Genomic DNA, 13,279 nt, shown 5'->3' with positions numbered 1-13,279 from the left:
TACCTTCCATTCGACAATACTATGTACAGAAGGTAAATAGCCTAAAATCGGTGATCTTGTCACCACATAAGTAGATTAGGTAACGAATTTAGCTAGTTATGTCGCTGTTTTAATTTGTTGATAACATCATTCAGCGAAAGTCCCTGATCTTGAAGTAACACCAGCAAATGGTACACCAAATCTGCCGACTCACAGACTAACTCAGCCTTATCCCCCGATGTTGCCGCAAGTGCAACTTCAACACCTTCTTCACCCACTTTTTGTGAAATACGCTTAGTACCACGAGCATAAAGACTGGCAGTATAGGATGATTCTGGATCGGCTTTTTTTCTCGAAGCAAGCAACTGTTCTAGTTGGCTAAGCCACACCATTTGCGACTCTTCTTTAGTATCATCATTCCAACAAGAAGTATTTCCCAAATGACATGTAGGTCCAATAGGATTAACTTTAATAAGTAAGGTATCATTATCGCAATCCAAAGACATATTAACGAGCTGTAATACATTGCCTGAAGACTCTCCTTTCGTCCAAAGGCGTTCTTTAGTACGAGAGAAAAACGTCACCTGACCAGTTTCGTAAGTTTTTTCCAAAGCATCGTGATTCATGTATCCCATCATCAGAACTTGGCTCGATTGGAAATCTTGCACAATAGAAGGTACTAGGCCATTCACTTTTTCCCAGTTAATTCGTCCCACCAGCAACCTAGCTTCATCTGCTTTGAAATTCATAAACGCACCTCTATACCTTGTTGTTTTAAATATTGTTTTAATTTATCAATATTGATGACCTGCTTATGGAATACGGATGCCGCCAACGCACCATCAACATTTGCTCGCTGATACGCTTGTGCAAAATGTTCCATTGTACCAGCACCACCGGACGCAATGAGCGGTACTCTGCATATTTTTCGGACCGTATTTAGTTGTTTGATATCGTACCCATTACGTACTCCATCTTGGTTCATCATATTTAATACAATTTCCCCTGCACCACGGCTCTGCACTTCTTGCACCCAATCACTCGTCTCCCATTGGGTTGCTTTGGTGCGCTCCTCATCGCCAGTAAACTGATAAACCTGATATTTTCCTGTTTCTTCGTCGTAGTATGAGTCAACCCCAACGACAATACATTGAACGCCAAATTTATCGGCAAGTTTAGTGATCAATTCTGGGTTTGCTAATGCTGGAGAATTAATAGAGACTTTGTCAGCGCCAAATTTAAGAATACGTGCTGCATCTTGTACTGATTTAATACCTCCAGCAACGCAAAATGGGATATCAATTACTTCAGCAACTCTCTCCACCCAGCTTTTATCTACTACACGACCATCACTTGATGCAGTAATATCGTAAAATACCAGTTCATCAGCGCCTTCTTCAGCATACCGTTTCGCCAAGGGTACGATATCACCAATAATTTCGTGATTGCGAAATTTAACCCCCTTCACCACTTGCCCATCACGTACGTCAAGGCATGGGATTATTCGCTTTGCCAACATACAAATGCCTCCTTCGCTGTGAACTTACCATCAAGCAACGCTCTACCAACAATCACACCAGCAACCCCACTGCCTTTTAATGCTTCGATATCTGCTAATGAACCGATACCGCCAGAAGACTGGAACTGAACCTGTGGATACTGTCGGCATAGATCAACATAAAGCTCAACATTTGAGCCTTCTAACGTGCCGTCGCGAGAGATGTCAGTACAGAGCACGTGTTTGAGCCCAACGGTTAAGAAATCGTTGATCAAGGCTTCGATGGTAATGCCTGAATCTTCTTGCCAGCCAGAAATCGCAACATTACGGATTCCGTCTTGGTCAATGTTGATATCGAGCGCTAAAACGATTTTTTCAGCACCATATTTTTCCATCCAACCTTTTACAAGCTCTGGATGTTTTACCGCAGTAGAACCCACAACAACGCGCTGCGCACCCGCTTCTAATAAATCAACCACATCTTGTTCTTCCCTAACCCCACCACCAATTTGGATATTGGCTGGCGTACTTGCAAGTAATTTAGCAATAAGCTCAAGTTGGCGCGCAGTCGTGTCCTTGGCACCCGTTAAATCAACTAAGTGAAGCCAATTTGCACCTGCTTGATGGTATAAGTTGAACTGCTCTGCTGGATCGACTTTGTATTCGGTTACTTGGCCATAATCACCTTGATAAAGGCGAACGACCTGGCCTTCAATTAAATCAAGAGCTGGAATAATCACACTACGTCCCTTTATAGTTCTAAGAAGTTTTGAATAAGCTTGGCACCCGCTCTTGAAGAACGTTCCGGATGAAACTGTACACCGTAGTAGTTACCACATTGAACTGCTGCCGTAAACGGATTACCGTAAGTACTTTGCGCGATAGTATCTTCACAGACTGGCATTGCAAAGCTGTGCACAAAGTAAAAATATTCGCCCTCATCAATACCTTGAAAAAGAGGGTGACTTCTTTCTGCAGACACTGTATTCCAGCCCATATGAGGTAATGGCAAATCGCCTGCACGGAGTCGTATTACTTCACCATCACAAAGCCCAAGGCATTCGACTCGATCATCGGATTTTTGACCTTTCTCTTGCGATACTTTACCCAAAAGCTGCATCCCCAAACAAATACCTAGTAACGGCTTTTCTACTTGTTTAACCAAACAGATAAGATCACGTTCTGCTAAGTTTTTCATCGCTTCACTTGCGGTACCAACCCCTGGCAAAAATAGCTTATCAGCTGATAACACCACTTGAGGATCTTTTGAAATAGTGACGCTATAACCCAAACGCTCAATGGCAAACTTTACCGAAGACACATTGGCACAGCCTGTATCTATAATGACAACTTTCTGTTCAGTCATTGCACGACTCTCCTTTAAAGAACACCTTTGCTGCTTGGTAGTTCTTTGCCATCAACTTTGACTGCTTGGCGTAATGTTCGACCAAAGGCTTTAAATAGACTTTCAATGATGTGGTGATCATTATCACCACATGAAGATAGATGCAGCGTGCATGCTAATGTGTCAGTTAACGATCTAAAAAAATGCACAACCATCTCAGTCGATAGGTCGCCGACTTGCTCACGGCCAAATTTGGCATCAAACTTCAGGTAAGGGCGCCCAGATAAGTCAAGCGCACATTGTGCTAAACATTCATCCATCGGCAGGCTAAAACCAAAACGGCCAATTCCACGCTTGTCACCTAACGCCTCTTTTAGCGCCTGACCGAGGGCTAAAGCAGTATCTTCAATTGTGTGGTGATCATCAATGTGCAAATCACCTTCCACTTTACACACCATCTGAAACCCACCATGAGTCGCGATTTGATCCAGCATATGATCAAAAAAACCTAAGCCAGTTGAGATATCATTACCACCTTGCTCATCAAGATTAACGGTAACTTTAATGTCCGTTTCTTTGGTGGTACGTACTACATCTGAAATGCGTGCTTTTACCGTCAGGTCTTTTAAAATCTGCTTCCAATTCATGGTCTCTGGATTGTATTGAATACCCCGAATGGCCATGTTTTCCGCTAGTTGAAGATCCGTGTGGCGATCACCAATGACCACAGAGTTTTGAAAATCGACTTTACCTGCTTGCAGGTATTCTTTTACCAACCCAAGCTTTGGCTTGCGACATGAACAGTTATCTTCTTCAAAGTGCGGACAAATCAGTACATCATCAAACATCACACCTTGAGACTCGAAAATTTCCATCATCATATTGTGTGGTGCATCGAAATCTTCTTGTGGGTAACTGTCCGTACCTAGGCCATCTTGATTGGTCACCATAACAAGCCTATACCCAGCATCTTGCAAGGATAATAAACTTGGAATGACAAATGGCTCTAGTTTTAGCTTGTCTAAGCGGTCGACTTGAAAATCACTTGGCGGCTCCACAATTAAGGTACCATCACGGTCAATAAAAAGGATTTTTTTCTGTTTGCTCACTCGAACTTCCTTATTACAATTTTTAGCACTCACTCTTCTGTGAGTACAATGAATTCATGACTACTTATGAGTAGTAGTTTCTTATAAAACCAAGGGTTTTCTCGCACTCTTCACGGTTACCGATACTAATTCGTACACAATTCTCAATGGGTGAATTACGCAAGATGATCCCCGTGTCCCAAGCTGCTTTGAAAAAAGCGTCACCATCTGGGAATTTAACCAATAAGTAGTTCCCCCAACCTTCAAAAACGTCTAGGTCAGGGATCATCGAAAGCCCTACCTGCATATAAGCACGATTAGCGTTCAAATCGAGTACTTGAAACTTTGCTCGGGCTAAACCAGCTTGAGACAACGCTTGTATAGCAATATCAGTAACTGGAATGGGGACTGGATATGGTGCGATAACTTTAAGTAGAATATTAATTATCTTTTCGTTAGCAAGCGTAAATCCGCAACGCAGACCAGCAAGTGCAAACGCTTTCGACAAGGTACGTAAAATTGCCAAATTAGGGTATTGATCGAGCAAATCAACCATTGATGCTTCTGGACAAAAATCGATGTAAGCTTCATCCATAACTACAATTGCTCGATCTTTCGTTAGCTTGAGTAAAGAAACTATATCTTCACGCTTGATTAAATTTCCCGTGGGGTTGTTTGGCGAACAAACAAACACGAGCTTAACTCTATCAAGATTGGCTTCAATATCTGACAAATCAAGCTGCCAATCAGACGTTAATGGTACCGTTTTTTGCTCGACACCATGAGTTTCAGCACTGATTGAGTACATGCCATAAGTCGGCGGGCAGTATAAAATTGCATCCTCGCTCGGTTCACAAAACGCTCGTATCAACAACTCAATACCTTCATCAGCACCACGGGAAACTAAAGTTTGTTCTTTTCCTACGCCGGCATAAGCCGCATAGGTGGATATCAACGCTTGCGGCTGACATTCACTATACCGGTTAAGGCGGGTGAAATTCGTTCTATATTCATTATCGAATGGTGATTCATTGGCATTTAACCACACGTCTCCAGTGCCTCCAATCCGTCGAGCTGACAAATATGGTGTAAGCGTTTGGACTCGTTTTCTTGCTAGCTTTTCCACTGTCTTTATCCTTTCAAATTTAACTTGTCGACTCGAATAGTTACCGCACGTTTATGCGCATCTAATCCTTCGGCTTCTGCCATTGTTACCACAGTCGAAGCTAGGTTTTGTAAACCCTGTGCAGATAACTCTTGAACCGTCATTCGCTTGGAAAAGTCGGCCAAACCTAGGCTTGAGTGTGTACGCGTATATCCATATGTTGGCAGAACGTGATTTGTTCCTGATGCATAATCGCCTGCTGATTCTGGAGACCACTCACCTAAAAAAATTGAACCCGCATTATCCAATAAAGGAAGCAGCTCACGAGGGTTCTTAGTTTGAACAATTAAGTGCTCAGGACCGTAATAGTTTGAGATTGAAACGGCTTGAGTTAAAGACTCTGAGATAATAACTAAGCTAGAAGCTAGAGCTTGCTCAGCAATTGTTGCGCGCGATAGTTGTTTGAGTTGACATTGAATCGCATCGATAACTTGATCTGCAATGATAGGTGAAGGTGTGACGAGTATTACTTGAGAATCTGGGCCATGTTCCGCCTGACTTAACAAGTCGGCTGCAACAAAATCGGGGTCAGCTGTTTCATCTGCAATAACAAGCACTTCTGATGGTCCTGCTGGCATATCAATCGCAGCACCACGAAAATCATTACTTACTTGACGTTTTGCTTCTGTGACATAGGCATTTCCAGGACCAAAGACCTTATCGACTTTAGACACCGTGTCTGTCCCGTAAGCCATCGCAGCTACAGCTTGAGCCCCCCCTATGTTGTATACTTCATCAACACCACACAGTTTGGCAACATAAAGAATCTCATCGGCAATAGGTGGAGGAGAACAAAGAACAACTTTACGACAACCTGCAATTTTAGCCGGTACACCAAGCATCAAAACCGTTGATGGTAACGGCGCACTGCCGCCTGGAATATATAAACCGACTTTTTGAATTGGGCGTGTTAACTGCTCACAAACCACACCAACTTGAGTTTCAACTTTAATCGGCTGAGACTTTTGTGCTTTGTGAAACTTAAAGATATTCTCATAAGCTTGCTCAAGTGCAGCTTTCATCTTGATCGAAAGTCGCTCTGAAGCTTGGTCAATATCAGCAGCAGAAACACGTATTGTCTCTGGTTTAATACGATCAAATTGCTCGGTGAGTGCTAACAAAGCTGTATCGCCACCCTCCCTAACTTGTGCAATTACGCCAGAAACTGCCGCAGTGATGTTTGCACCTTCAAGCATTGCAGGACGTTTCAAAATCGAGTCTTGCTGCGACTCACTCAACGATTGCCAAACGACGGTTTTCATCATCACTACCCCATCATTTTTTCAATTGGTAGAACTAAAATCGAGCTGGCCCCGAGTTCCTTAAGCTGTTCCATGGTCTCCCAGAACAGATTTTCAGTACTAACGAGGTGTACCGCTACTTTTTCTTTGTCTGATGATAACGGAAGAACCGTGGGATCCTCGGCACCAGGGAGTAAGGCTTTCACCTGTTCAAGCTGGCTTACAGGCGCATGCAACATAATGTATTTGGATTCTTTTGCCTGCTGTACACCTTGCATCCGAGTGAGAAGCTTTTCTATTAAGGCCATTTTGTCTAAGTCAAAATCACCCGTTCGTTGAATCAGTGTCGCTTTTGATTTAAAAATCACGGCGACTTCTTTCAAGCCATTCGCTTCTAGAGTTGCTCCAGTGGAAACGAGATCTGCAATGGCATCTGCTAATCCAGCGCGCGGTGCAACTTCTACTGAACCCGTCAACATGCAGGTGGAAAATGTCACGCCTTGTTCATCCATATAAGCCTTAAGAAGTTGAGGATAAGTGGTAGCAATACGTTTCCCTGCGAGATCTTGAGGACCGTTATATTCTTCATCTTTATCTATTGCTATAGATAAACGACAACCACCAAAATCAAGGCGTCTAAGTGGAATAAACGCACTAGGCTCACCAAGTGCCTTGCGATCTAAACGTACTTCTTCAAGTTCATTTTCACCAATGAAGCCAAGGTCCACAACACCATCCATAATAAGACCAGGTATATCGTCATCACGGACGAGAAGAAGGTCAATCGGCATGTTCAAAGAATGAACAACCAGGCGTTCGCCCATGATATTAAAGTTCACCCCGCACTTTTTTAGTAACTCTTGGCATTCTTTACTTAAACGGCCTTTTTTTTGAATCGCTATTCTCAAACGCTGTGTTGTCATTACTTATATCCCTGTATAAAACTAATCTCAAATCATCAAAACCAAAAAACCAAAAAACCAAAAAACCCTCGGGAGTGTTATCTCCCGAGGGTTAAAATCTTGTTTTAGCGATTTATTCCACCGGGAGCCTCTTGCCTCCCGGGTATGCGCACATCTCCCGAAAGACTATATTGGGTGATGATGGTGATGAATGTTCATTACAAAATTACGCATACTTATAAATTATTCAGTTGGGTTGCTTGGTAACCACATTAACCAAGGATAAATTATTTTTCAACTAAAAATTAAAGATTTTCTAAATTTGTATAGGACAAATAAAAAGGGAGCATTTGCTCCCTTTAAAACTGAGTATACTTAAGAATCAGCACAACTTGTCATCTTCGATTTAGACAATGAAGAGAGTAATACACATACGATAACAAAGGCCACAAAGGAAATAGCGAATGAAATGCCTACGGAGGAAGTCATCCCCAAAGCGATAAATCCAATACTTGATACTGCAGCAACAGACAACGCGTATGGCAACTGAGTAGAAACATGATCGATATGATCACAACGTGCACCAGTCGACGATAGAATGGTCGTGTCTGAGATCGGCGAGCAATGATCACCAAACACAGAACCTGCGAGAACTGCACTTAGCATAGGTAGCATTAAACCTATCTCTGTCGCCGCTGCCATATCTCCAGCAATAGGCAACATAATACCGAATGTCCCCCAAGACGTTCCTGTAGAAAAAGCCATCAAACCAGCGAGTAGGAAAAGGATAACTGGCAACCAGTGAACAGCAATATTACCTTGTGCGAGCGTTGATAGATATTTACCCGTATTCATATCTCCGATAATTGAACCAATGGTCCAGGCAAATACCAGAATCAGAATCGCACCAAACATTGATTTAGCGCCAATCCATAAAGTACGAGATATTTCGACCAAAGCAATACTTTGTTTGAAGACTGTGAATAAAGCCAAAGCTAACCCAACGAGACCACCATAAACCAGCGATGTTCCAACATCTGTGTTTTCAAATGCACCAAGAACAGTAAATTCTTTACCATCAGTACTCAGAGATTGCCCACCCGTATACAACATTGAAGCAACAGTGGCGATGATGAGACAAACGATTGGTAGAACTAAATCAGTAACCTTACCCTTTTCACTTTGGGCAATATCCAATTCTTCATTTATTTCGTGTGCCTGCTGAACGTTTTCGGCTTGCTCTTGACCATATCCATAACCTTGCGATGCTGCGATTTCATGTTTCCGCATTTTACCAACATCGAGCCCAAACCAAGCAACAGCAAAAACCATTAACAACGCAAAGACCGCATAAAAATTCATTGGTATCAAACGAACATACGCACCAAGTGCTGAATATTCAGTAACACCATGCGAAACCAAGATTCCACCAATAATCGTTATTATATAAGCACCCCAACTTGATGCAGGCATAATTACGCACATTGGTGCTGCGGTAGAGTCAAGTATATAAGCGAGTTTTGCACGAGAAACATAAAAGCGATCAGTTACTGGGCGAGAAATAGCACCAACAGCCAGACTATTGAAATAATCGTCAACGAAAATAAAAACACCCAAAAAAGCAGCAAGCAGTTTTGAGCCACGCTTACTTTTTACTCTCGACTGAGCCCACTCAGCAAAGGCTAAAGTCCCTCCAGACAGGGTAAGGAGTGCGGTCATCATGCCTAATAAGACTAAGAAAGCTAGAATACTCATATTCCAAGTATTTATACCACCATCTTCAACGAATACATTAGACACCGTTGAGATCATGTAACTCATTGTATTACTGATTGAGTAATCGCTTAGAAGTGTAGCACCGAGAACAATGCCCACCCCCAATGATAAAAGTACATGTCGAGTAATGATAGCCAAACTCAAAGCCACTAAAGGTGGTAAGAGCGATATAGGAGATGATGCAAAGTCAGTTAAATTCATGATCTTCAAAAACCAGTAATAGATGGTTAGAGATCTACTGCAAACAAATTGAAGGAAATAATCCAGAGCAATAAGTGTTGAACGAAGCGAAAGGCGAGCAAATACTTCGCCTTGGCCCTACAGTAGCGCTCCATAGTGTTAAAAAATATAGACTATGGCAGTGTTAACCCTTTTCAGGTGTAACACCAGCAAGTTCTTTTGATATAGAAGCTCACTTCGGCAAAACAACCTTTCGAACTTGTTCATTGGCATCACCCCAACAAGTCATACTGATTTATTTTGCGCCTCTACCGCGATGCTTAACGTTTAAAAACGACGTCAAGTAATTAACGACCGTTTAGGTAAACACCACATTAGGTGGGGCCATTGTACTTATCTAAGCGTTGATTTCAACACATTCAGTTGAATAACTACCAACACTAGCATTGGATTTTTAATAAATATTGAATATGCCTACTTATTTATACATAGGTGCTATAATAGAATGTTTGATAAAATCATGAAGAAACATCTTTGTTAATTATGCAATTAGTATCCTTTCATGTTTTTTCAGTCAAAAATATGATTAATAGACGGTAAAAAAGTAATTTGCTGAAGATTTGTTACTATCATGATAATTCTCAGCGAAGTGGGTAGCACTTAATAACATAATTGTGTAAATAATTGTCACCCTCTTATGAAACTTATTGGCAATAAGTATTGTCATAATCACAAAAGCTTCGATATTTTATGTAACAAATTTTAATCAGTTAATAAGAAAGGTCTCATTATTCTAATGTTAAGACATTAAATAATAACTTTTTATAAGAATTTAACTAGAAAATATTGTATTGCAGATAATACGGGTTTAATATTTATTCCATCGGCTCCTTAATTAAGTGAGAAACTATATGTCGGAACTAACAAAAACTTTATTAAACATTCGTAGCCTACGTGCATTTGCTCGTGAGCTAACACTGGAACAACTTGAAGAAGCACTTGATAAACTATCAACAGTCGTTACTGAACGTAAAGATGCAGAAGAAGTAGAGCTTGCTGAAAAAGCGGCGCAAGAAGCTAAATTAGCTGATATTGCTGATCAAATTAAGCAGCTTGGACTAGATAAGAATATGGTTATTTCTGCTCTAGCTGGAGAATCAGCAAGTAAGCAAAAGTCCAAGCGTGCCCCTCGCCCTGCAAAATATAAGTATGTTGATAATAATGGTGAGCAGAAAACTTGGACTGGTCAAGGCCGCACTCCTTCTGCAATCCAAGAGAAATTAGATTCAGGTAAATCTTTAGATAACTTCCTAATCTAATTAAATTTATAAATACATTTTAAATATGTAATTATATAATAATAAAAAAGCCTCATAATTTGAGGCTTTTTTATTATCATCAATAAGTTAACGTTCCCAGTATGCTTCTTCTAAGCTATCTTCACGCTCAGGTAATCCTCTTGATAAACGTGGAGAGTGTTGAACTAATACTTCATAACTAGCACGATTAGAATATTTACATACCTGTGAAAATGATGAGTATGTCAAAAAAGTATGGGCATGCTTGCTAGAATTAGGCACATTTTCTTTATGGTGTTTATTTGCGGCCATATCATGCAGTAACGCAGAAAGGGCTGCGTCACCTGCTCCATTTGTGTTTTTAATTTTTTCTGGTCCCCCCATATAAGGTGAAATATGAGAATAAACCTTAATTGGATTTTCACAAGCTGACTTTTCAGCCGGACGACTAAATTCATAACGGTTAAATTCAGCAATACTACCTGGCAGTAAAGGTAAAGAAGTGACTCGTTTAGCTGCATCCTCAGTGTAACCAGCCATGAATAAACCCACTGGCCCAGCAGTGCATAATACCAAATCAACCCACTCCAACGTTTTATCCGATGCAATAAGCGGATCGGATTCGCCGGTTAATGCTTCTGCCTCATCTTCATTCATCGCCACTACACTCACATGATCACGCAAGAAATCCTGCCAAAAAATAGGGTCATTTTGAATAACGTATTTAGTGCCTAAGGTTAAAACAACAGGAACGCTATACTTTTTAGCATACTTAATAGCTTGCATCGTTGCCTTTGGCATCGGATCGCCATCTTTACAACGAACCAAGTAAGCAGTGAGCACTAATGCAGATGCATTTCTAAAGATAGACTCCGGAATATTACTTGCGTGAAGTTGATTCATCTGCCCTTCACTAATTGCAAATGTCCGCTCACCATCATCTGAAATTAAGGCAAAACATCTACCGATAGCGCCATCAACTCCCTGCAGATAATTTAAATCCATACGACTTGAAGTGTTGCACAAATACCTAAAGCCATAACTACCGATTCTAATATCTTGACTCATTACACCCAAAAGTGTTGAACGATCATCAGCAAGCACCGAGTAATTATGCAATGTATTACCAATAGTGCCACCTGCATACTCATTGGTAATAAAATTATTTTCTTTCAGTTCATTGTATAAAGCTTCAGCTGTATCATCATCGATAACCAGTGAGTGCCCTTTGCTCAGCTTATATCTATCAATAAGTTCCGAATTAACTTTTGCTTCAATATCAACCAAAGTCTGATCAATACCTATGATATGAGTACTCGACACTTTCTTATTTTGTTGAGACTGACTAACCAAGGGATCTCGGGCATGCACAGGAAAATAGTGCTTAGATTTTCGTTGACCTGGGAACTTCATAACAAACTTATTCTGAGTAAGAGGTAAAAAGGGTCTGGATTCTACCGCGCACTATCAAACTCGGCAACTACTACAACAAGAGCAAACGTTTGCTCTTGTTAATCAAATATAATCAGCTCATTTTTTTAAACCATTTGCTCAAAAGCTTTACTAAATATCGAAATGATTTGTGATTTGATTCGAGAACCTGTCACCTTTTAACGCTTTCTGTTAAGATTTGCCTCCAGCTAATTTATGTGGTGTTTTGTAATGTCTCAGAACTGTACTGATAACAGTAAAAAGAAAGTCATCGTGGGTATGTCTGGTGGAGTCGACTCATCCGTTTCCGCCTACCTTCTCAAGCAACAGGGCTATCAGGTTGAAGGTCTGTTTATGAAAAATTGGGAAGAAGATGACAATGAAGAGTACTGTACTGCTGCTGAAGATTTAGCAGACGCGCAAGCAGTCTGTGACAAACTAGATATCCACCTGCACAAAATAAACTTTGCTGCAGAATATTGGGACAATGTATTCGAATACTTCCTAGCAGAATATAAGGCTGGCCGAACTCCAAATCCCGATATCCTTTGTAATAAGGAAATAAAATTCAAAGCTTTTCTTGAATTTTCTGATGAAGTGCTTGACGCCGATTTCATTGCTATGGGTCATTATGTACGTCGGACTTTTTCAGACAATCTGGAAGAAATAAAAATGCTGCGAGGTTTGGACGGCAACAAAGATCAAAGTTATTTTTTGTATACTTTAAGCTGCGAGCAAATATCTCGTAGCCTTTTCCCTGTAGGTGAACTAGACAAACTAGAAGTGAGAAAAATAGCCGAAGAACAAGGCCTTATTACGGCAAAGAAAAAGGATTCAACCGGGATTTGTTTTATTGGTGAACGTAAATTTACTGACTTTTTATCACGTTATCTACCTGCTCAACCTGGGAAAATTGAGACTCCAGAAGGTAAAGTTGTCGGCGAACACCAAGGCCTAATGTATCATACACTTGGTCAGAGAAAGGGGTTACACATAGGTGGCCAAAAAGGTGGCACAGGTACCGAAGAACCTTGGTATGTTGCAGATAAAAATCTAAAGCGAAATGTTCTTATTGCTGTCCAAGGTGCTGATCATCCTTTATTAAAGTCTCAAGGCTTAATTGCATCACAGCTCCATTGGGTTAATCGTCAAACTATCACATCACCACAACAATGTTCCGTGAAAACACGCTATCGCCAGACTGATATTTCATGCACCATAATTCCAATCGATGACACTACAATTAAAGTCATCTTTGATGAACCTCAAATTGCTGTCACGCCCGGTCAATCGGCAGTATTTTACCAAGGGGATGTATGTCTCGGTGGTGGCATCATCAAAGAACGTATTTAAGCAACGTATTTGAGGAGTAATAT

Annotated in this window: 12 protein-coding genes, 1 riboswitch and 1 other annotated feature; of the genes, 2 read left to right on the top strand and 10 right to left on the bottom strand. The window is 40.9% G+C overall.

The genetic code is table 11. The features are described 5' to 3' along the window. Positions 1-92 precede the first annotated feature (92 nt). From hisIE to KO511_RS14320, 9 genes are all read right to left on the bottom strand, one after another. Positions 93-728, bottom strand: a complete 636-nt coding sequence (gene hisIE / locus KO511_RS14360; RefSeq protein WP_215988100.1) for a bifunctional phosphoribosyl-AMP cyclohydrolase/phosphoribosyl-ATP diphosphatase HisIE — start codon at positions 726-728, stop codon at positions 93-95. Next, positions 725-1,498 (bottom strand): imidazole glycerol phosphate synthase subunit HisF, encoded by a 774-nt coding sequence (gene hisF, locus KO511_RS14355; RefSeq protein ID WP_215988099.1) that lies wholly within the window; start codon positions 1,496-1,498, stop codon positions 725-727. Before hisF ends, hisIE begins: the two co-directional genes overlap by 4 nt. Then, positions 1,480-2,217, bottom strand: coding sequence for a 1-(5-phosphoribosyl)-5-[(5-phosphoribosylamino)methylideneamino]imidazole-4-carboxamide isomerase (hisA, locus tag KO511_RS14350; RefSeq protein WP_215988098.1), 738 nt, complete (start codon positions 2,215-2,217; stop codon positions 1,480-1,482). The genes hisF and hisA overlap by 19 nt, the downstream gene beginning before the upstream one ends. A gap of 11 nt (positions 2,218-2,228) precedes the next feature. Further along, the gene (hisH, locus tag KO511_RS14345) at positions 2,229-2,843 is read right to left on the bottom strand and encodes an imidazole glycerol phosphate synthase subunit HisH (RefSeq protein ID WP_215988097.1); all 615 of its coding nucleotides are present in this window, start codon (positions 2,841-2,843) and stop codon (positions 2,229-2,231) included. A gap of 14 nt (positions 2,844-2,857) precedes the next feature. Then, positions 2,858-3,931, bottom strand: coding sequence for a bifunctional histidinol-phosphatase/imidazoleglycerol-phosphate dehydratase HisB (gene hisB, locus KO511_RS14340; RefSeq protein WP_215988096.1), 1,074 nt, complete (start codon positions 3,929-3,931; stop codon positions 2,858-2,860). 64 nt (positions 3,932-3,995) lie between these two features. Beyond that, a complete protein-coding gene (gene hisC, locus KO511_RS14335) occupies positions 3,996-5,036 on the bottom strand; it encodes a histidinol-phosphate transaminase (RefSeq protein ID WP_215988095.1) in 1,041 nt (346 codons plus the stop codon). A gap of 5 nt (positions 5,037-5,041) precedes the next feature. Next, the gene (gene hisD, locus KO511_RS14330; RefSeq protein WP_215988120.1) at positions 5,042-6,337 is read right to left on the bottom strand and encodes a histidinol dehydrogenase; all 1,296 of its coding nucleotides are present in this window, start codon (positions 6,335-6,337) and stop codon (positions 5,042-5,044) included. 5 nt (positions 6,338-6,342) lie between these two features. Continuing rightward, positions 6,343-7,239, bottom strand: a complete 897-nt coding sequence (hisG, locus tag KO511_RS14325) for an ATP phosphoribosyltransferase (RefSeq protein WP_215988094.1) — start codon at positions 7,237-7,239, stop codon at positions 6,343-6,345. A gap of 56 nt (positions 7,240-7,295) precedes the next feature. After that, positions 7,296-7,429: a sequence feature (His leader region), on the bottom strand. A 164-nt stretch (positions 7,430-7,593) separates the two neighbouring features. Next, the gene (locus KO511_RS14320) at positions 7,594-9,195 is read right to left on the bottom strand and encodes a Na+/H+ antiporter NhaC family protein (RefSeq protein WP_215988093.1); all 1,602 of its coding nucleotides are present in this window, start codon (positions 9,193-9,195) and stop codon (positions 7,594-7,596) included. Positions 9,196-9,310: 115 nt separating this feature from the next. After that, a riboswitch (Lysine riboswitch) is annotated at positions 9,311-9,493 on the bottom strand. 592 nt (positions 9,494-10,085) lie between these two features. Between KO511_RS14320 and KO511_RS14315 the strand changes: the two genes are divergently transcribed. Beyond that, complete coding sequence (locus KO511_RS14315; RefSeq protein WP_215988092.1) at positions 10,086-10,493, top strand: H-NS family histone-like protein; 408 nt, start codon at positions 10,086-10,088, stop codon at positions 10,491-10,493. 87 nt (positions 10,494-10,580) lie between these two features. Here KO511_RS14315 and KO511_RS14310 read toward each other — a convergent pair whose 3' ends face one another. Next, on the bottom strand, positions 10,581-11,885 hold the full coding sequence (locus KO511_RS14310; protein WP_215988091.1) for an inosine/guanosine kinase: 1,305 nt from the start codon (positions 11,883-11,885) through the stop codon (positions 10,581-10,583). 249 nt (positions 11,886-12,134) lie between these two features. Here KO511_RS14310 and mnmA point away from each other — a divergent pair, with 249 nt between their 5' ends. Continuing rightward, positions 12,135-13,256 carry a tRNA 2-thiouridine(34) synthase MnmA gene (gene mnmA / locus KO511_RS14305; RefSeq protein ID WP_215988090.1) on the top strand — a complete coding sequence of 374 codons (1,122 nt, stop codon included), beginning with the start codon at positions 12,135-12,137 and terminating at the stop codon, positions 13,254-13,256. Positions 13,257-13,279 lie beyond the last annotated feature (23 nt).

The sequence above is a fragment of the Vibrio hepatarius genome (assembly GCF_018860525.1).
Classification (GTDB): Bacteria; Pseudomonadota; Gammaproteobacteria; order Enterobacterales; family Vibrionaceae; genus Vibrio; species Vibrio hepatarius_B.
The sequence above is the reverse complement of the archived record's forward strand: the minus strand, read 5'-3'. Positions and strand labels throughout refer to the sequence as shown.